This is a genomic window from Alcanivorax sp. 1008 (assembly GCF_020667895.1).
GTDB lineage: Bacteria > Pseudomonadota > Gammaproteobacteria > Pseudomonadales > Alcanivoracaceae > PGZG01.
This window is the reverse complement of the sequence record NZ_JAFMPS010000006.1, coordinates 26,893-45,967: the sequence shown is the minus strand read 5'-3', so window position 1 is coordinate 45,967 and position 19,075 is coordinate 26,893. Positions and strand designations below refer to the sequence as shown.

18 protein-coding genes and 1 pseudogene are annotated in these 19,075 nt (G+C 56.6%); 12 read left to right on the top strand and 7 right to left on the bottom strand.

What is annotated here, in order from left to right:
* Positions 1-58: 58 nt before the first annotated feature.
* Entirely contained in the window at positions 59-937 is an 879-nt protein-coding gene (locus tag J1C54_RS08950; protein WP_229146622.1) for an alpha/beta fold hydrolase, read from the top strand.
* Here J1C54_RS08950 and orn read toward each other — a convergent pair.
* Together orn and J1C54_RS08940 are read right to left on the bottom strand one after the other, a co-directional pair.
* Positions 919-1,464 (bottom strand): oligoribonuclease, encoded by a 546-nt coding sequence (gene orn, locus J1C54_RS08945; RefSeq protein WP_229146621.1) that lies wholly within the window; start codon positions 1,462-1,464, stop codon positions 919-921. The genes J1C54_RS08950 and orn overlap by 19 nt on opposite strands.
* Complete coding sequence (locus J1C54_RS08940; RefSeq protein WP_229146620.1) at positions 1,461-2,297, bottom strand: SDR family oxidoreductase; 837 nt, start codon at positions 2,295-2,297, stop codon at positions 1,461-1,463. The genes orn and J1C54_RS08940 overlap by 4 nt, the downstream gene beginning before the upstream one ends.
* 139 nt (positions 2,298-2,436) lie before the next feature.
* On the opposite strand from J1C54_RS08940, the gene rsgA reads away from it, so the two are divergent.
* The 3 genes from rsgA to asd all read left to right on the top strand — a co-directional run bounded on the left by rsgA (position 2,437) and on the right by asd (position 5,280).
* Positions 2,437-3,477, top strand: a complete 1,041-nt coding sequence (rsgA, locus tag J1C54_RS08935; protein ID WP_229146611.1) for a small ribosomal subunit biogenesis GTPase RsgA — start codon at positions 2,437-2,439, stop codon at positions 3,475-3,477.
* Positions 3,478-3,572: 95 nt separating this feature from the next.
* The gene (locus J1C54_RS08930; RefSeq protein ID WP_229146609.1) at positions 3,573-4,391 is read left to right on the top strand and encodes a sulfurtransferase; all 819 of its coding nucleotides are present in this window, start codon (positions 3,573-3,575) and stop codon (positions 4,389-4,391) included.
* Positions 4,392-4,419: 28 nt separating this feature from the next.
* Complete coding sequence (asd, locus tag J1C54_RS08925) at positions 4,420-5,280, top strand: archaetidylserine decarboxylase (RefSeq protein WP_229146604.1); 861 nt, start codon at positions 4,420-4,422, stop codon at positions 5,278-5,280.
* Between the two features lie 20 nt (positions 5,281-5,300).
* On the opposite strand, the gene J1C54_RS08920 is transcribed toward asd, so the two are convergent.
* On the bottom strand, positions 5,301-6,449 hold the full coding sequence (locus J1C54_RS08920; RefSeq protein ID WP_229146602.1) for a hypothetical protein: 1,149 nt from the start codon (positions 6,447-6,449) through the stop codon (positions 5,301-5,303).
* 87 nt (positions 6,450-6,536) lie between these two features.
* Between J1C54_RS08920 and serB the strand changes: the two genes are divergently transcribed.
* The gene (serB, locus tag J1C54_RS08915) at positions 6,537-7,781 is read left to right on the top strand and encodes a phosphoserine phosphatase SerB (protein ID WP_229146598.1); all 1,245 of its coding nucleotides are present in this window, start codon (positions 6,537-6,539) and stop codon (positions 7,779-7,781) included.
* Positions 7,782-7,791: 10 nt separating this feature from the next.
* Here serB and J1C54_RS08910 read toward each other — a convergent pair whose 3' ends face one another.
* From J1C54_RS08910 to epmB, 3 genes are all read right to left on the bottom strand, one after another.
* On the bottom strand, positions 7,792-9,867 hold the full coding sequence (locus tag J1C54_RS08910; protein WP_229146595.1) for an EAL domain-containing protein: 2,076 nt from the start codon (positions 9,865-9,867) through the stop codon (positions 7,792-7,794).
* Positions 9,868-9,891: 24 nt separating this feature from the next.
* Positions 9,892-11,712 carry a hypothetical protein gene (locus J1C54_RS08905; RefSeq protein WP_229146591.1) on the bottom strand — a complete coding sequence of 607 codons (1,821 nt, stop codon included), beginning with the start codon at positions 11,710-11,712 and terminating at the stop codon, positions 9,892-9,894.
* 145 nt (positions 11,713-11,857) lie between these two features.
* Positions 11,858-12,880, bottom strand: coding sequence for an EF-P beta-lysylation protein EpmB (gene epmB / locus J1C54_RS08900; RefSeq protein WP_229146590.1), 1,023 nt, complete (start codon positions 12,878-12,880; stop codon positions 11,858-11,860).
* Positions 12,881-12,907: 27 nt separating this feature from the next.
* Between epmB and efp the strand changes: the two genes are divergently transcribed.
* The 6 genes from efp (at position 12,908) to J1C54_RS08870 (ending at position 16,744) form a co-directional block, all read left to right on the top strand.
* On the top strand, positions 12,908-13,477 hold the full coding sequence (gene efp / locus J1C54_RS08895; protein WP_229146586.1) for an elongation factor P: 570 nt from the start codon (positions 12,908-12,910) through the stop codon (positions 13,475-13,477).
* 3 nt (positions 13,478-13,480) lie between these two features.
* Entirely contained in the window at positions 13,481-14,416 is a 936-nt protein-coding gene (gene epmA / locus J1C54_RS08890) for an EF-P lysine aminoacylase EpmA (protein ID WP_229146584.1), read from the top strand.
* Positions 14,417-14,622: 206 nt separating this feature from the next.
* Complete coding sequence (locus J1C54_RS08885; RefSeq protein WP_229146583.1) at positions 14,623-15,000, top strand: hypothetical protein; 378 nt, start codon at positions 14,623-14,625, stop codon at positions 14,998-15,000.
* Between the two features lie 420 nt (positions 15,001-15,420).
* Positions 15,421-15,816: a hypothetical protein gene (locus J1C54_RS08880; protein WP_229146582.1), complete on the top strand. Its 396-nt coding sequence runs from the start codon at positions 15,421-15,423 to the stop codon at positions 15,814-15,816.
* A gap of 190 nt (positions 15,817-16,006) precedes the next feature.
* Positions 16,007-16,237 carry a hypothetical protein gene (locus J1C54_RS08875; RefSeq protein WP_229146579.1) on the top strand — a complete coding sequence of 77 codons (231 nt, stop codon included), beginning with the start codon at positions 16,007-16,009 and terminating at the stop codon, positions 16,235-16,237.
* Between the two features lie 105 nt (positions 16,238-16,342).
* Positions 16,343-16,744, top strand: a complete 402-nt coding sequence (locus J1C54_RS08870) for a hypothetical protein (RefSeq protein WP_229146576.1) — start codon at positions 16,343-16,345, stop codon at positions 16,742-16,744.
* A gap of 42 nt (positions 16,745-16,786) precedes the next feature.
* On the opposite strand, the gene J1C54_RS08865 is transcribed toward J1C54_RS08870, so the two are convergent.
* Positions 16,787-17,746, bottom strand: a complete 960-nt coding sequence (locus J1C54_RS08865) for an IS110 family transposase (RefSeq protein ID WP_229146572.1) — start codon at positions 17,744-17,746, stop codon at positions 16,787-16,789.
* A gap of 278 nt (positions 17,747-18,024) precedes the next feature.
* Here J1C54_RS08865 and J1C54_RS08860 point away from each other — a divergent pair.
* Positions 18,025-19,050 (top strand): annotated as a pseudogene (locus J1C54_RS08860) (IS3 family transposase).
* The last annotated feature ends 25 nt before the right edge of the window (positions 19,051-19,075 follow it).

The following is a 19,075-nucleotide window of genomic DNA, read 5'->3' as shown; positions in this document are numbered from 1 at the left end:
CCACAGCCAGACTATATCAACGACGGCTCAATAACGCGTCAGTGTTCAGGAGAACAGCATGCGCCCCGACCAATGGCAACTCCGTGGCAGCCTTCACGCGGTGAATGGTTTCCAGCTTTTTGCCATGGATGAAGGCACCACTGAGCAGGACACGATTCTGCTGATTCACGGCTTTCCCACCGCCAGCTGGGACTGGCACAGAATCTGGCCAACGCTAGGCCAGCATTACCGCCTGGTGGCCGCAGACATGCTTGGTTTCGGCTTTTCCGACAAGCCGTCACGGCATCACTACTCCATTCACGAGCAGGCTGATTTACTGGAAGCGCTGGTACGCAAGCTCGACCTCAAGCGCTTTCATGTTTTGGCCCACGATTATGGCGATACCGTAGCGCAGGAGCTGCTGGCTCGGCAGAACGCCGGCGCGGGCGCGGGCGAATGGCTGTCGGTGTGTTTCCTTAACGGTGGCCTGTTCCCGGAAACCCATCGCGCCCTGCTCACTCAAAAGCTGTTGCTCAGTCCACTCGGCCCGCTGATTAACAAGCTCTCTAACAAGCGTACCTTTGATGGCGCCATGTCGCGGGTATTCGGGCCGAACAGCAAGCCGGATGCCAGGGAGCTGGAAGATTACTGGTCATTGGTAATGCATAACGACGGCAAGCATATCTTCCACAACCTGATCACCTATATGCGTGATCGCCGAGAGCATCGCGAACGTTGGGTGGCGGCGATTCGCGATGCCAAGGTGCCGGTTGCGCTAATCAATGGTTCGGCCGATCCGGTATCAGGCGCGCACATGGTGGCGCGCTTCCAGGAACTGGAACTACCCCTGGCCTTTCTGGCAGAGCTGCCCGAGATTGGTCACTACCCGCAAATGGAAGCAGCAAACCAGGTAGCGGCAGCCTATCTGAAGTTTCTTGATCAGATACTAAACACCTGACCCCGGTAATATTTCATCTCTTCAATCGAGTCACGGATATCATCCAGCGCCAAATGGGCTCCGGACTTTTTCACCCCTTCCAGCACTTCCGGCTTCCAGCGGCGGGCCAGTTCCTTGATGGTGGACACGTCCAGATTGCGGTAATGGAAGTAGGCTTCCAGTTGTGGCATTCCTCGCCACAGGAAACGACGGTCCTGACAGATGCTGTTACCGCACATGGGGGACATGCCGCGCTCAACCCACTGCTCAAGAAACTGCAGTGTCTCTTTTTCCGCACGGCGCTCGTCGTGCTCGCTTTGCCGTACTCGATCTACCAGGCCAGAGCCACCGTGCTGATTGGTGTTCCACTCGTCCATCTGCTTCAGCACTGCATCACTCTGATGCACGGCGATCACCGGGCCTTCGGCAAGAATATTTAGCTGACCATCGGTGACAATGGTGGCGATTTCAATAATGCGATCGGTGTCCGGGTTCAGGCCGGTCATCTCCAGATCGATCCAAATCAGGTTGTCGCGTTTCTTGTTCATTTTAGTCCCGTGAGGTTGGCAGAGATTTCCCAGAGTTTTTCCGCCGCCTGGCTATCCCGAGCGGCACGACTCGGCGTTTTCTCCCGGCAGTTTTCAAAATAGCTGCCACTGGCCTTGCCGCCGACATCACCGCTGGCAAGCCAGATGGAGGTGCGCGCACCTTTTTCCGCACTAATCAGAAAAAGACGCAGCACCTTGCTGAACGCTTTTTCCACCCAGTTACGCTCTGGCCAGATACTGGTGGATACCGCTCCCGGATGGAGGCAATTGGCGTGAATACCGTCCGCTTCAACGCGGGCAGCCAGCGCCTTGGTGAACAGAATGTTAGCCAGCTTCGACTGGGCGTAAGAGCGCAACACAAAATAGCCACGGCTAAGCTGCAAATCTGCCCAGTGCATGCGCCCGGCCTTGTGCGCCCCGGAGGCCACAGTGACCACACGACCTTTACCCGCACGTAGCGCCGGCAACAACAGATTGGTGAAAAGAAACGGGCCCAGATGATTCACCGCAAAGGTCATTTCGAAGCCATCTTCACTGGTCTGTCGCTGCATGTTAGCGAGGCCGGCATTATTGATCAGCACATCAACAACCGGATACTTGGCCATTACCTCGGCGGCAGCACGGCGCACGGATGCCAGCGATGCCAGGTCGATGGCAACGAAATCAAGTTGCGCCTGCGGATGCTCGCGGCGTATATCTGCCATGGCCTGCTGGGCCGCATCGGGGCGCCGGCACGCTAGCACCACGGTGGCCCCCATGCCCGCCAAGGCACTGGCCGCCACCTTGCCGATACCACTGTTAGCTCCGGTAATCAGTACGGTTTTCCCTTGCATGGCCATGGCTCCCACAATCTTCTCCTGATTAGTCAGCCCTGTCGCACTCTAGCGCGAACTGACACGACACCCAATAGCACACAGTATCAGCAGCACGTGAACATTGTGTCGGCGGCGCACTGCGGCTATGTTGCCGGCCATGAGCAAACGTAATCTCAGCCGCCGACAGCAATGGCGCATCGACAAGATTCAGGAAGAGCGTCTGGCCCGGGCAGCGAAACGCTCTGCCCGCGACGGCGAGCCGGCAGCCGAGACATTCGGCGAGGAGCAGCACGGCCTGGTGGTGACACACTATGGTCAGCAGGTCATCGTTAACAACGATCGCGGCGAGGCTTTTCGCTGTCACTTCCGCGCCACTCTGGAACAGCTGGTGGTGGGCGATCAGGTTCTCTTCCAGCCTCCCAAGGATGAGGGAACCGGCGTAGCAACCGGGGTGGTCACGGCCATCGCGCCTCGGCAAACGGTGCTGCGGCGTCCGGATCAGTACGGCAATCTGAAACCTGTGGCAGCCAATGTTGACCTGATGTTGGTGGTATTTGCGCCACAGCCGACCCCATCATCCGGATTGCTGGACCGCTATCTGGTGGCCGCAGAACTCAGTGGCATCACACCGCTGTTGATCCTCAACAAGGCCGACCTGATCAGCGCCGATGATCGCGACCATATTGATGCCCTGTGCCAACTGTACCGTGGTATCGGCTATCAGGTACTGGAGGTATCCGCCACCGAGGGCGACGGGCTGCAGCCCCTGTATCAGGCGCTAGCCGGGCACACTTCCGTATTTGTCGGCCAGTCTGGAGTAGGCAAGTCCTCATTGGTAAATGCCATGTTGCCGGATGCCGGGCTGGAGGTGAGTGAGCTATCCACTCGCTCCGGGCTGGGCCAGCACACCACCGTGACCGCAAAGCTGTTTGATCTGCCCGGCGGCGGCAAGCTGATCGATTCCCCCGGGGTGCGCGAGTTCGGCCTTTGGCATATCAGTGAAGAGGAGCTGCTGAGCGGCTACTGCGATCTGGCACCGCTGGCCGGACACTGCAAATTCCGCAATTGCTCTCATCGCCACGAGCCCGGCTGCGCCCTGCGACTGGCGGCGGAAGATGGCAGCATCAGCGCCGAGCGGCTGGATAACTTTTACCGTATCGCCGACACCCTTGATGAGGAAGGTCGAGAAAGGTACTAGTTGGCGCTACGGATGGACGCACTATCCCGACACAGGCCGCCGGCGGATGACGTTTCAGGTAGAATGGCGCCCTGACGTCGCCAAAGGACACCACCATGAGCAGCACTCTGCCCCTACTTCTGGAACCTCAGACGCTGGCCCAACGGCTGGGCGAGCCACAGCTGCTGGTTATTGACCTTGGCAAGGCACAGGTTTTCCAGCAGGCGCATATCCCGGGAGCCGTACATCTGGACCATCGGGCGCTGCAAAAAGGAAGCCAGCCGGCACCCGGCCTGCTGCCAGACAAAGAATCTCTTGAGGCGCTTTTTAGTGATCTTGGCCTGACTCCGGAAACCCACGTGGTGGCCTGCGATGACGAGGGCGGCGGCTGGGCCGGCCGTCTGTTGTGGGTACTGGAAAGTATCGGCCACACCCGTTACTCCTGGCTTAATGGTGGCATTCATGCGTGGCTGGCCGAGGGCCTGCCCACCGACATGCATAGCGAGCAGCGCGTCGCCAGCGAGTACCGCATCGAACGTATTCTTGAGCACACCGATATCACCCTTGAGGAACTGTTGGGCCGTATTGGTGATCCCACTGTGGCGATCTGGGATGCGCGCTCCGAAGAGGAATTTGCCGGGCTGCGCGCCTACGCACAAAAGGCCGGCCATATTCCTGGCGCCATCCATTACGAATGGACCGAGCCGATGGATCGGGGTCGTCATCTGCGCATTCGCGATCTGGATGCAGTACGGACCGAAATGGCTCAGCTCGGCCTGACCGAAGACAAAGAAATTATTGTCCATTGCCAAACCCATCACCGCTCCAGTTATAGCTGGTTGGTGGGGCGCCTGTTGGGACTGAACATCCGTGGCTATGCCGGCTCCTGGTCCGAGTGGGGCAACCACCCCGACACCCCGGTAGAGAAATACTGACTGAATTTCTGACAAAAAGAGGCTTACCGTGAATCCGTTTCTTGAAAAGCTGTTCGGCCTGCTGCAACTGATTTTACCGCACCACCTGCTATCACGGCTGGTGGGCACACTGGCGCGTAGTGAGATCCCCTGGATCAAGACCATCTTTATCAACCTGTTTCGCAAGCAATTTAAAATCGACCTGAGCGAAGCGCAGATTGAGGACCCGGATCAATTCGCCAGCTTTAATGCGTTTTTTACCCGCGCTCTCAAAGAAGGCGCCCGGCCTATCTGTGAAGAGTCTTCAGCGATTGTTTGTCCCGCTGATGGTGCCATCAGCCAGCTGGGCCGCATCCGCGGCTCTGATGTAATGCAGGCCAAAGGGCAATACTTTTCCCTGTACGAACTGGTCGGCGGAGATAGCGAGCTGGCCAGTGAATTTATTAGCGGCAGCTTTGCCACGGTGTATCTGTCACCGAAGGATTACCACCGCGTGCATATGCCACTGTCCGGCACCCTGCGTGAAATGATCTACGTTCCCGGCCGGCTGTTTTCAGTGAATCAGGTAACCACCCGACAGATTCCGGATCTGTTTGCCCGCAATGAACGGGCCGTCTGTGTGTTTGATTCAGACAACGGCCCGTTTGCGGTCATTCTGGTGGGCGCCATGATTGTGGCCGGCATTGAAACCGTATTTGCCGGTCAGGTAGCACCGCAACCGCGCAGCATCGTGCGCACGCAATATGCGGCACGGGGTGAGATTAGCCTGGAAAAAGGTGATGAATTGGGCCGCTTCCTGCTCGGCTCCACCGCTATTCTGCTATTTCCCGAGGGTAAGGCGAGCTTCCTGAAAGGGCTTGGCGAAGGCAGCCCGGTACAGATGGGACAGAAGCTCGGCGAAGTAAAGTAACTGGAGCCGAGCGTTACCGACTAGACACTTTCCTGCAGCAATCTGGCAGCCTGGTCAGCAATCAACTTTTGATAACGCTGGGCCAGCTGCTCGATGGGCTGCACCCGAATAGTCTCACCATCGGACAACACGTGCAGACAGCGCTCACCCTGAAATAACAAGCGGGTATCCAGCTCGTAGCGCGCCATTTCCGATTCCGGCACATGGACTCGACCGGGCAACCCAGCCAGCGCCAACGCCCAGCTATGCGCCATGTCACCATTGGTAGTAACGAGCAGCTTGAACTCCAGTGGAGTCCGACCCTGCTCTTTACGCTGCTCACTGAGTTCGCGCGCCAGGCGACGGAACAGGGTTCCCGCACAAAGCGCTTGAAAGCAAGCCTCAGCACGAGTTTCTCCACCAATCACCATGGCTGCTTCGGCACCGATATTTTGCAATACACGGCCGCCATAAACCTCGGCCACCTGCTGCAACAAAGCGCCATAACCGTTCAGCATTTCGCTGACCATATCGGCCGCATAGCGATCTCTGATCCTGTCAAAGTTGACGATACCGATACGTAGCCAGGCGCGCGGCGCCTCGCTGGTCTGGTTCATGGTGAGCACCGGCACCAGATCCGCTTCCAGAGTTTCCTCCTCCGGCAACACTTCTGGCTCGGCCCGCAGTCGGCGCCAGGCCAGCTCTACTAAAAGACGAAAGCCCAGCAGACTAAGCACCACCAGCACAAAGCGTGTTTCCAGCTGGCGAGACTGTGCCGCATCAATTCGTCGGGGCCATACCACTGCGGTACCAACCAGAGCCTGATCATCAATCCGGACGGGACGACTGGCAGAAATACTACCAACGGATTCATCGCCAGCACTGGCCAGCACCCTGTCGGCAGGATTACGGATCTCCACCCGGGACACCATCCCCAATGCGGCCGTCTGCTGCGCCATCACATTCAAGCTGACCAGGTTGCCCGAGGCGAGGTATTCGGAAGCGCTGGTGGCCAGCTGCTGCGCCAGCGCCTCAGCGGAACGGCGCTGCCCCTGCTCCACTGCCACTCTGGCGTTCTCAAGAAAGTACACCCCGACCACCACAGCCATCAGCAGCATCAGCGCCAGCTCACGAATCAGCTGCTGCTCTTTCTGCCACCAGTTGCGCCAGTCGACTTTATCTGCGGGCATGCCCGACCCTCCGTTTCTGGCGCGCAGTATAGCAGCAGCCATCCGCACAGCACGTTATACTGTGCGCCACCTCACAAGGAGACCGCTGTGCGCGAGATTATTTTGATTCAGGTATCCGGTGGCGACCGACCCGGCCTGACAGCCGCCTTTACCAGCATACTCGCCCAGTATCAGCTGAATATCCTTGATATCGGTCAGGCCGTGATCCATGACTCGCTATCACTCGGCATCCTTATCGAAGTGCCACCGGGCCGGGAAACGTCGCCAGTACTGAAGGATCTTCTGTTCGAAGCACATAAGCTCAATATCTCCGTACGCTTTCGCCCCATTGATTACGACCGTTACGAAGACTGGGTCGCCGGCCAAGGCAAAGACCGCTACATCATCACCCTGCTGGCCCGAAAAATTACCGCTGAGCAGCTCAGTGACGTTACCGCCGTGGTGGCTCGCAACGAGCTGAATATCGAAAGCATTACCCGCCTTTCCGGCCGGGTACATCTGGAAGGCGAAGGCATGGATGAAGATGCCCGTGCCTGCATCGAAATTTCCGTGCGCGGCGAACCGGCCAATAGCGAGGCAATGCGCGCCGATTTTTTACGCATTGCCAACGAGCGCAATCTGGATATCGCCTTCCAAAAGGACACTGCCTTCCGCCGCAACCGGCGGCTGGTGGCCTTCGATATGGACTCCACCCTGATCGAGTCGGAAGTCATTGATGAACTGGCCCGCGAAGCCGGGGTGGGCGAACAGGTTTCCGAGATTACTGAAAAGGCCATGCGTGGCGAACTGGACTTCGATGAGAGTTTCCGCCGCCGCGTCGCCCTGCTAGAGGGGCTGGATGAAGCGGCGCTGGAACGGGTGCGCTCACGCCTGAAGCTAACCGAAGGCGCGGAGAGGCTGGTTGCCACTTTGAAAGCACTGGGTTATCGCACTGCCATTCTTTCCGGGGGCTTCACCTGGTTCGGACGCCATCTGCAGGAGCGACTAGGCATTGACCACGTGCATGCCAACGAGCTGGAAATCGAAAACGGCAAAGTTACCGGCCGGGTAGCCGGGCAGATCGTAAACGGGCAGCGCAAGGCGGAGCTTCTTCGGGAAATCGCCAACCAGGAAGGCATCAGCCTGGAGCAGGTAATCGCAGTGGGAGATGGTGCTAACGACTTGCCGATGCTCGGCATTGCCGGACTGGGAATCGCTTTCCGCGCCAAACCGATGGTCAAGGAAACAGCCAAGCAGGCCATCTCCACGCTCGGGTTGGACGGCATTCTGTATCTAATCGGAGTACGTGACAGGGACCAGGCAGAACTACTGGCGTCCGGCAGCACCAAGTGATGAAGGCGAGTTACTCGCCTTCATCAACCTGAATATGCCCCACAGGCGGCTGCATATAATAGCCTTGCAGGAAATTCACCCCGCCCATGGTCCACAGTGTCTGCATCTGACTGGCAGCTTCGACAAAACCGACCATAACCTGCTTGCCCTTGCCGGACACCTCACCAATAAGCTTGGCGAATTTTTCCTTGCTTTCCTTGTTAGCAAGATCCTGCGTGTAGCTGCCGTCGAACTTGACCATGTTAACTGGCACATGATCAAACAACTTGAGTGGCTCCTGGGCGCCGGCAAATCGACTAACCGACACAGCACAGCCCATGGGCTGCACCTTGCCAGCGAAATCGGCAGCCTGCTTTAGGTGATTATTAACATCCACTTCAGAGAACTGGAACACCACCTGCTTACCGGGGATTTTCGAGGCTTTTATGGCCTTGCCTACCCAGTCAGAAAAACCATTATCCTGCAGGGAAAATCCACTTAAATTAATCAGCACCTTCACCGAGTGCTTCTGAGCTGCTGCGGCCTTGATTGCATTAAGCACCACCCAGCGATCGATCTTGCCTGCCATGCCAAGCTCGCCCGCCACTGGCATGAACTGGGCGGGCTGAAGAATGCTGCCATCGGCCTGCGGCAAGTGCACAAACACTTCGAAGAAATGACTGCTGTCGTCTTCCAGGTTCATGATCGCCTGATACTGCAGCGCTAGCGCGCCCTTCTCCAGGGCGTCGCGCAATACCAGGGCCACTGCCTCGCTGGACCCTGCCTCCACATCATCCATTGGACTGTGGACATACACCGTGTTGCCCTTGCCCTTGCTTTCATCGCGCGCTCGCACACAGCATTCCAGTGCTTTATTCACTGTAGCCTGAGCCGAACGGGTGTCATCAGTAACAAAGGCAACACCAATAGAAGCAGTTACCTTCAGGGTGCGCGACGCTACCGCCGGCATCATTTTCTCAATGCCGGCGCGAACCTTTTCCGCCCAGTCGCCGGCAACCTCTCGATCATTAACCGGACTCAGCACCGCAAAATCTTCGCCATCAATGCGCGACAGGCTGGAGTCAGCATCCGCGCTTTGGCTAATCAGTGTGGCCAGCTGGCGCAGCAACTCATCAGCGCCATCCAGACCCACAGCACTCTGATGCGTCTCGAAGTCATCAATACGAATCAGGGACACCGCATACATATGGCCTGTCCGCACCGCGTTGGCCAAAGAAGCATCAACCTGATCAAGGAACCAGCCGCGGTTATACAGACCAGTGACCTGGTCGATCTGGCTCATTTCCTGCAGCCTTTCCTGTATGGCGCTCTCGTCTACCTCGGCCGCACGAATAACGATCTGGGTGCAGGCTTCGCCATCATAGGTGGACGCAGAAAAAGTAAAGACTGCATCAAATTCCTTGCCGCCCGGGCCAATACCCCGGCATTCCAGCTCATTGGTCTGGTTTTCGTTCTGCGCGCGACTGCGCAGCAGCTTTTTCAACTTCTCGTGATCCGCCGCGGACACCATGTCCATAATCGGCATGCCGGCAAGATCATCGGAGCTGGCGTAACCGAACCGCTCAAGATAAACGTCGTTGGCATGAATATGCATGCCATCCACCACATAGGCGATGGCATCACGACTCTGATCCATCAGCACAGACAGGCGTTTCTCTGCGTCATGCAGAGCGAGCTGGCTATACTGCAGCTCTTTACGCAGGGACAGGTATTCAATCTGCCGGTCAATCACCAGCATCAATAGATCGCGCTCCGACATCGGAGCCACCATCCTGGCGCCCGCACTAAGTGCTTCAGCCATAACCGCCGGGGTGAGCGCATCAACCAGAACGATCATCGGCAGCGCTTTACCAAGACGGTTCAGGTGAGCAAGGATTTTCTGGTAGCTGCAGCCAGCAACTTCTGGCCGGCAGACAATCAGTTCCCAGCTGCCACTTTTAACGGCGCGAATAAAGTCATCTTCACTGAGCGCAATTTCGGCACGGGTAACCTTGCCGGCATTACGCAGCGAGTTCATCAGCTGCTCTGCATCGTCCTGAGAATCATGGACGATCAGCAACCTAACATGTTCAAGCGTATAGCTCATTCAGATCCGCCGGAAAGACGATAATCAGAGACTGGTCCAGATGGAGTCGAAATCTTCTCCACCATCTTTCTCTTCAGGCTCTGCCTGCGGCGCACCCCCCCCGGGTTGCACGACGCGGAATTCATACTGGCCAAAACTGGCCGTACCATTGACCTTACGGTGCAAGGTCACGCGCTGACTTTCATTGCCCGCAACCATATCAACCTTGCCACCAGCCTGAAACCCCACAGTTGGCACCAACAGTGTAGCCGGTTGGCCAATGGCATGCAGGGCTGGCAACAACAAAGCGCGCATAAAGTTACCAGAATCACCGGTTTTGCGCAGCGCCCGGGCAGCCGCCGGGGTGGCCCGGGGAGCCAACAGCTCAGCACCAAACTGGGCGCCTTGATGGGCCAACTGCTTGACCCAGCGCACGATACCAATGGCCCATTCATTCTGGCCCAGCTCACGCACACCAACCAGTTCACCGGTACGCAGGGCCGCAGGGCTGGCACCAACCCATTCCAGACAGTAACCGCCGGGACTGGAGTTGATCTTTTGACAGGTAAAGTGCTCCAGCGCTGGCTTGGCAGCTATCTGGCTATCCTGTGCCTGCTGCAGCCGAGTGGTGATGCCGCTAACGTCGATGGAGTCCAGCATGTCTTCGGACATGCGGTGACCACCGCCATCAAAGGCTTTGGACCAGGCGTCGTCGTCCTGTGGCCCAGACGCTGACTTGGCGCGCCCGGCGAGGAACGGGTTTTCCGCCGCCCCCTGAGCCAACACCTGCAGCTCGCCGCCCCGGACCATTCTCTCGAAATCCATACCGCCGGAAAGGTGGCTATGCAGGGCCGACAAACCGAGACAGATATCAATGGGCCCGGTCTGGCCAACGCGGCGGAACGAGCGCTCTGCCAGTGCACCCCAGGCCTGCTGCAAATGCACCAGCAAGTTATCGGGAATACCGTCCGGGACAAAAAATCCGTCGTGCGGCTTCCCGGCAATAGCAGCGGAAAGCTCGCCCACCAATTCCTTTGAGTCAATATAGCGGCTGTTTTCTGCAGCCACAGAAGCGTGGGTCCGATAGGTCGGCGGCCGATCTGTCTGCATATCAAAAACGAACAGATCGTCATCTGCACCGGCCGGCTTGATATCAATCAGCGAGCTCCACTCTTCTGTTGCCCGATAAAGCAGGGCAATCTCCTGCTGGCGCAGCTGGTTCGGCTTGGCCGTAGATAGCAATAAAGCTCTACCGTAGGCCTCTTTGACGGTGCTGGTTTCAATTGCCTTGAAGTCCGGATCAGACACTTCAGCCCGATCCAGCTTGTTCATTTCGGCTAACAGGAACAGCTGATGCAGCTCAAGCCAGAGGTGGCGAGGGGTAGGAAAATACAGCTGATAACTGCGCACCAAATTATCGGTTTGGGCGCTGATCGCCCGATGAATGGAACAGGCCACCAGGGTCTTTCCATCGCGCTCATTAAGCCTGCGAATACCACGCACGGCGGTGAGCTTGTAGCCCGCCGCGAGATGGGTTTGCAGTGCCTGCGCCAGACTGGCAACACGACGGGCCTTGTCAGGCAACACCAACGCCTGATTGAGATAATGCTTGCCGAGGGAGCGGCACACGTGCAGCACCACAGGACGAATAATTTCCAGAAGTTGAAAACGTTGCGGTGTGGGCACCTGAAAACGATTCAGTTCCTGAATAAACTGGTAAAGCTGCCGAGAGGTTTCGCCCATGTTCATGAGCGGCAGCTCGCTGACCCAGGCCTGCAGCTTTTTCGGCTGATCACTGCCAATCGTCAGGTACTGGAGATCCTGCTCGGGGAGCTTCAACCGAATTTTCTGTGCGGATTGCTCCATGCCAACCAAATCCTCAGGTGAGGGAGCGCTCTCTGGAGCCCGACATCCTTCTCAGGCAACGTATTAATAAACCCAGACAAGCGCTTGATTTATTTTGCTTTGTGCTAGAAACAGAACTTTAAGGCATTGGCCAAGGTGTTGTAAATCAACCAGAAGTCTCAAGCAGCGTCTTACCTGCCGCCCCGGACTCCTCACGAACCAGCCTGGGGACAAGGTAACCGGGCAATCTGGCATGCAGTTCAACGAGCAGTTGCAGCGCTTGCTGGTCACTGACAGCGAAGTGGGCTGCCCCCGCCACCCGATCCAGCTGGTGCAGGTAATAGGGCAACACGCCCACCTCCAGCAATCGCTCACTCAGGGCGGCCAGCGTGGCCGCGTCATCATTAACCCCGCGCAGCAGCACCGACTGGTTCAGCAATTGCACCCCGGCGGCGCCCAGAGCGGCCAGCGCAGCGCCCGCCTCTGGCCCTAATTCAGCACCATGATTGGCATGTACCACCATAACCGGCTTCAGCCTTGAAGCACCCAGCATGGCTAGCAAGCACTCACTTACACGCTCCGGCATCACCACCGGCAGACGACTGTGGATACGCAGCCGCTTGAGGTGCGGAATTGCCTGTAACGCGGCCAGCAGCTCTGCCAGACGACGGTCGGTGACGCTAAGGGGATCTCCGCCGCTGAGGATGACTTCGCTAATATCCGTCTGCCGGGCGAGCCAGTCCAGAGCAGCGGCCAGACGATCCCGCGTAGGCAGATGCTCGCTATAGGGAAAATGACGGCGAAAACAGTAGCGACAATGAATGGCGCATGCCCCGGTGACCATCAGCAGCACCCGGCCCTGATATTTATGCAAAATGCCCGGCACTGGAGTGTGCTCGGCCTCCTCCAGCGGATCCGCACTATAGCCTGGCACCTCATCCAGCTCTTCGGCCCGGCTCAGCACCTGCAGTAGCAATGGATCCGCAGGATCGGCCAGGCGCATTTGCTTTACGTAGCTGCGCGGCACTCTCAAGGGGAAGTCCCGGGAAGCGGCCAGCGCCGCTGGCAGGCAGGCAGAATCGAGCTGAACAAGCCGCAGAAGTTCGGCCGGATCAGTGATGATATCGGCAGCGCTGCCGTCCCAGTCGCGGGGCGGCAGCGTCTGCGCTATGATTGCGCGCTCTTTCAAGGGATCCGACCCTGCAACAGGTGACCAATGGCCAACTATTCTACCAACGATTTCAAACCCGGTCTGAAAGTAATGCTCGACGGCGACCCCTGCGCCATCCTCGAGAACGAATACGTTAAACCGGGCAAAGGACAGGCTTTCAACCGGGTGCGTCTGCGCAACCTGAAGAATGGCAAGGTCTGGGAACGCACCTTCCGTTCCGGCGATACGCTGGAAGGTGCCGACGTTGTCGATCAGGAAATGCAATTCCTGTACAGCGACGGCGAGTTCTGGCACTTCATGCACCCGACCTCGTTCGAGCAGCTGGCTGCTAGCGAAGCCGCCGTTGCCGATAGTGCCAAGTGGCTGAAGGAAGAGGACAACTGCCAGGTGACGCTGTGGAATGGTGTGCCGCTGGTGGTTTACCCGCCGAATTTTGTCGAACTGGAAATCATCGAAGCCGACCCGGGTGTCAAAGGTGATACCGCCGGCACCGGCGGCAAACCCGCCAAACTGGCCACCGGTGCGGTGGTGCGAGTGCCGCTGTTTGTCCAGACTGGCGAGATTGTCAAAGTGGACACCCGCTCTGGCGAATACGTCGGCCGCGTCAAGGAGTAATCGGTGACAGACTGGCGCCCGGCCACGGCTCGCGAAGCCCTCGCCGCGCGCGCCAGTCTACTCGCTCAAGTTCGTGCGTTCTTTGCCGAGCGCAATGTTCTCGAAGTAGAAACCCCCTGTCTGGCGCGCCACGGCGTCACTGATCTGCATATCCAGTGCATCGAAGTTCCCGGCTACGGCTTCCTGCAGTCCTCCCCCGAATATCATATGAAGCGCCTGCTCGCCGCCGGCAGCGGCGCGATCTGGCAAATCAGCCGGGTATTTCGCCACGGCGAGGCCGGACAGCGGCACAATCCTGAATTCAGTTTGCTGGAATGGTATCGGCCAGGCTTTTCTCTGGATCAGCTAATTAATGAATGCGTGGCGCTGCTATCGCCACTACTGAAACCTGTTGCGGTAACCCGCCATCACTTTCGCGACGTATTCCACCAGCACACCGAACTTGATCCGCTCACCGCATCCGCCAGCGAACTGACCCAGCGGGCGCAGCAAAATGGCGCCCCGGACGGACTCGACAAACCGGCCCTGGTGGACTGGCTGATGGCCACCGTGGTCGAGCCGGCCCTGGCAAAAGACCAACTGGTAATAATCGATGATTTTCCCGGCTGGGCTGCCGCCCTGGCGCGCAAACATCAGGACCACGACGGCGAATGGGTGGCCCAGCGCTTCGAAATCTATTTTGGCGGCTATGAACTCGCCAACGGCTACCACGAGCTAACAGATGCTAACGAACAGGCAGCACGCTTTGAGCAGGATCGCCAGCTACGCCAGCAACACGGCCAGCGCGACATGACCGCCGACCCCCACCTGCTCGCCGCACTGCAACACGGATTGCCGGATTGCAGCGGTGTGGCCATGGGGCTTGATCGAGTACTGATGGCGCAGCTTGGCTTTGGCGATATACGGGAGCTACTAGCGTTTCCGACGGAACGGGCTTGAGGCAGCACACAATACTATCCATCTGTACAGTATAAATAATTAGATAGCAGCCCCTGCTGTGTTTTTCGGCAGTGTAAGAAATGGCTTACACGCGGGGCGTTGATTTTGTTGAATAATCCCTACCAACAATCGGATCAGAGCGGAGTTAGACAGCATGCTGCTTTTTTCTGGAAACACAGCACGCTGTCTAATAACTGTTATGTGCTATGAGCGATATGAGCTTTAATCTAAAAGTGGTTCTTGATGGATTGCGGGTTATCTGCGCGGATCACGAAGAAAGACTGGCTTTGCTGTCTGGCTCTGAATCGGTGATGGATGAGAACTTTGATTTCATTGTTCTTGACTATCTCAGCGGGGCAGTTGAGGAAGGTCTGATTCCGCCTGACACCGCTGAGAGCATCGAGCGTCTCTTCAAAGAGGCAGATGAATTCTTGAGCCCCTTAACCTGGAAGCAAGAGGATGCGTTGATGAAGGCTTGGCCGGCGAAGGTGAAAGCATGGCAAGAACAGGCCCACATCTGCATGGAGCAGATTGAGGCACATAACAAGAAACTGCAGCCGATCGCTTCGCGTCGGCTGAGTTAAGCGTTATATGCCATGAAGCTAAGAGAGATCATCACAATCTTCGCTTTAGTTATGCCAGGCCAGGCACTTTCATCCGACGATTGGGGGCCTGACTTGATCGAGTTCGATCTCGAGGGTGGCTCGAAAATGGAGACCATGCTTTGGGTGTCGGGGTACTCATACAGTAGCACTGAACTACTTCGCTCCATTGGATGTCTCGATCAAGAGGCGAATGTGGGGAGTAGAGAGTTGATCGTAGCCTTGAACAAAGCGCATCAAGGCATGAGCATTGATTCGGGGGCTGCTAGTAGTACATTGGGTCGGTATCTGCGTTCCAGCTACTACTGTGCAGCATATAACAAGCAGCACCAGTAAAGGCCCTTTGGGCCCGGACGCACATCGTGCGCCGCTGTGCAGGTCGTTATAGCTCAAGGAGAGAACGTGCTAAGCAATAAAATCATTAGAAAACTTCTCAGAGAGCTTTGTGTTCTATATAAAAAAGAACATGGCCAGTCTGTAAGCAAATTGTCTGAATGGTGTTTTAGCTACAGCATTCTAGCCGATGAACCAGCGCTAATGAGGATCCTGCAAGCACACTACGTTGGCGACACTTTAGGAGACGGACTGGAATCAGTGTTTCAAGAGCTTGTAGCAAGAGGCCTATTGGAAGAGCATCCAGATGGAACATACTTCATTACAGAAACTGGATATAGCATAGGCTTAGAAAGTGGTTTTGAGAGATTTATGCGTTATTTGAATCTTAATCCAGGAGCCAATACATTCATCGCAATACTTGCATTGATTGTTTCTGTTATTGCTTTGCTGGTGGCAGCATGAGCTATAACAAGCGACTGCACCGGACAAATTTCCGCTGTCATCTTTTGTGCATGAAGCCGCACAAAAGCCGCCAACAAAAATTTACCCGGTGAGCCGGTCGTTATGTGAGTCTATGAATCCACGCGTTAGGAGTGCACTAGAGGAAATGCGGTCTCACTATGATGACCTGTCTTACGAGGAAGTATCGTCCGTGAAGTGGAGAAAGATGGCTCCGATCAGCATTGAAGGGAAGAGATACTTTCCAGCAGTTTGGGCGGAGATTTTTCCTGATCAAGAGGTGCTTCTGGTGGTTCAACTGACAAAGTGGTACTTCTTTAAGTGCATTGGCGCCACGGACTGTATTGGCTTTACTCTTACCCCCGACGGGCGCCGAAAATACGTGGACGAGCATTGGCTAATGCACGAGGTGGGCTACCCATGAAAGCACATAACAAGCCAGTCAACTACGCGCCTGCGGCGCCGGACGGCTTGCACTGCGCTTCGCTTCGTTCCAGCCGCCGGTTACTGAGTCGTTAGGCAGACAAATATGACTCGAGCTATTGAAGACAAAGCAAGGGCGTACTTGCTAACCGAATTCAGTCATCCAACGTGTACGTTCAGAGACAAGGCTGCGGGTGACCAAGGCTTTGACCTCTGGTTCGACGAGCAAGGTGAACCGCCGAGAAAGATCGAATTGAAGGCTACGGATTCTTCGTACCAAAGGCCTAGCGATCTCTTTGAGCGCCTGGTCTTTAACGCTGAAATCGAGAAAGAACTTTTTGAAAGTGGCGAGTCTATAATTGCTAGAGTCTTTATGGGGTCTGCTCCGCCAAAGGTTTTTATCATCACAAACGCCATATTCTCGGACGGCGCCCAGTTAACTGCTGAAGCCAGGTATGTGGTTCGTGGAAGAGTTAACTATGAAGATTCCATTACAGAGCTTGCCTAACAAGCGACTGTGATCCCAAATCAACCCCGTAGCCGACTTAATTCATGCCATCTGCCATGGTCTCTGGTCGCGGACCATGGCATTTAAAATCGTCATCATCTTGCGCATGCAGGCCGTAATCGCCACCTTCTTGTGCTTGCCTTGGGCGACCAGCCGCAGGTAGAAGCTACGCATCACCGGGTTGTGCTGGATGGCGCTGAGCATGGCCATATATAGCACTGTGCGTATTGGCGCGCGGCCACCCTTGATGCGACGCTTACCCTTCATGGTGCCGCTGTCCTTGTTGAACGGAGCCAGCCCACACAAGGCGCCGACCTCCCGGCTGGTGAGAGAGCCGAGCTCGGGCAGCTCTCCCAGCAGGGTGAACGCCACGCCGTCGCCGATCCCAGGCACGGTGCTCAGCAACTCATAGGTCGCCTGCCACTCCTCGATTTCACTCATGGCCTGGGTGAGCTTGTCGTTGACCCAGGCAATCTCCTTGTCGAGGAGCTTGATCATCGCTGTGTGTGACCGTGCGACGACTTTCGTGGCTTTCTGTTGGCGGTTCAGCTCCTGGGTGCGCGCCTCGTTCAGTTGGCGCTTCCTTGCCAGCAACTCTCTGAATGCCCGGATATTCTTGCTGGAGAGCGGACGTACATCTGGCTTCATCATCGCGCCAAACTCGGCAATCACCCGGGCATCCAGCTTGTCGGTCTTGGCCATTACACCCCGGATGCGGGCGAAGCCTCGTACCTGCCTTGGCTGCACGATGACAACGGGCAAGCCCTTCTCGGCACAAGCCTCGACCAGATCGCGCTCATACCCGCCGGTGGCTTCAACGACAATTCGGGCCAGCTTGTAGCGTGCCAGCCGGGATACGAGCGCTTTGATATCAGCTGCGTTATTGCCTGAAGACCAATGGTTGTCCTGTTCATGGATGTGGATATCGAGTTGTGATTTGCCGACATCAATGCCGACGTTCTTGCCCTGCGGATCGCTGTAGACCTGGTTCATTGTGCTCATAACTCACCCTTGCTACATTCGAGCTCGAGGCTCTTTCGACTGTTCGAGTTAGACAAACGAATCAGTGTGGTGCCCCGGCTTGTTAACGGGCTCACTCGGGCGCCGGCAAAGCATCGGGCTACCACACTGAAAACCTGCGGCTACAGGTTTGGGCCTCACCTTATCGCGATCGGGGAGACAGTCAAAATGGGGGCTTTTCGATCATACAAGGCCATGCACGCGACAATGTAGTTCCCCCGATTTAGTGGACACCTTCTCCTAACCGAGGAGGTGTGGAAATACCGAAGTACAACAATCCGAGAAAGACCTGGCGGTACGCGGACGAGTTCAAGATCCGTGCTGTCGAGATGAGCTATCAGGAAGGGATTCAGATCCAGCAAGTTGCCGAGGGACTGGGCATTCACCCCTTCATGCTGTCGCGCTGGCGCAAAGAGTACCGGGAAGGCAAGATCAGGGCTGACGGCCGCAAGCGTGTATCAGTGATGAAGAATCCCAAAACCCCTAGTACTGCAGAGCTCAACGAGATGGCTCCGCTGAAGCGGGAGAACGATCGCCTCAAGAAGGAGAGCGATCTCCTAGAAAAGTGGCAACGGTATCTGGCGGAACAACATCAGAGCGATTTGGATTCATCCAAGTCCACGGATGAGAACTAGGCGTCATATACCTGTGTACATGGCTCGGGGTTTCCCGGAGTGGCTACTATGCGTGGCTAAAGCGTCCTGCGAGTGCGCGAGCGCTTGAAGATCGCTGGCTTTCCCGGCGCATTGAGCGGGCTCATCAGAAAAGCGATGGGCGCTACGGCAGCCCGCGGGTGCATAAGGTATTGGCCCGGCAAGGTATCCGGGTCGGCAAGAAACGTGTGGAGTGTATTATGCGGGATGCAGGCCTGGTGGGTCGGGCGGCAACGCTGTACCGGAGGATTCTCGGCCTAGAGAAGTTCTTTGCCCGCCATCAGAACCTGAGGGTGGATGCCGGTTCGCCGACGGCGGTGGATCAGCAGTGGGTTGCGGACCTGACCTGTATCAGGGTCGCCAGATAGTGGCGCACATATACTACAGAATAAGCTTGAGCGTCACGGCATTCGTTGTAGTATGAATCGACCTGGCCGTTGCACAGACAACGGACACATGGAGTCATTCTTCCACAGCCTGAAGGCGGAGCTAATCCACGGAGAGGAGTTTGGAAATGAAACGGAGCTACGACTGGCGCTATCCGGATACATCAACCAATTTTACAACCTAAGCAGGCTGCACTCGGCCTTGGGCTATCTGAGCCCAATGGAATTCGAGAGAATGGCTGCGTGAAAAGAAGCGTGTCCATTTTATCAGG

Coding starts and splice junctions, on each gene's coding strand:
- J1C54_RS08950 (WP_229146622.1), top strand. CDS start 59: ATGCGCCCCGACCAATGGCAACTCCGTGGCAGCCTTCACGCGGTGAAT.
- orn (WP_229146621.1), bottom strand. CDS start 1,464: ATGAACAAGAAACGCGACAACCTGATTTGGATCGATCTGGAGATGACC.
- J1C54_RS08940 (WP_229146620.1), bottom strand. CDS start 2,297: ATGCAAGGGAAAACCGTACTGATTACCGGAGCTAACAGTGGTATCGGC.
- rsgA (WP_229146611.1), top strand. CDS start 2,437: ATGAGCAAACGTAATCTCAGCCGCCGACAGCAATGGCGCATCGACAAG.
- J1C54_RS08930 (WP_229146609.1), top strand. CDS start 3,573: ATGAGCAGCACTCTGCCCCTACTTCTGGAACCTCAGACGCTGGCCCAA.
- J1C54_RS08920 (WP_229146602.1), bottom strand. CDS start 6,449: ATGCCCGCAGATAAAGTCGACTGGCGCAACTGGTGGCAGAAAGAGCAG.
- J1C54_RS08910 (WP_229146595.1), bottom strand. CDS start 9,867: ATGAGCTATACGCTTGAACATGTTAGGTTGCTGATCGTCCATGATTCT.
- J1C54_RS08905 (WP_229146591.1), bottom strand. CDS start 11,712: ATGGAGCAATCCGCACAGAAAATTCGGTTGAAGCTCCCCGAGCAGGAT.
- efp (WP_229146586.1), top strand. CDS start 12,908: ATGGCCAACTATTCTACCAACGATTTCAAACCCGGTCTGAAAGTAATG.
- J1C54_RS08885 (WP_229146583.1), top strand. CDS start 14,623: ATGAGCGATATGAGCTTTAATCTAAAAGTGGTTCTTGATGGATTGCGG.
- J1C54_RS08870 (WP_229146576.1), top strand. CDS start 16,343: ATGACTCGAGCTATTGAAGACAAAGCAAGGGCGTACTTGCTAACCGAA.
- J1C54_RS08865 (WP_229146572.1), bottom strand. CDS start 17,746: ATGAGCACAATGAACCAGGTCTACAGCGATCCGCAGGGCAAGAACGTC.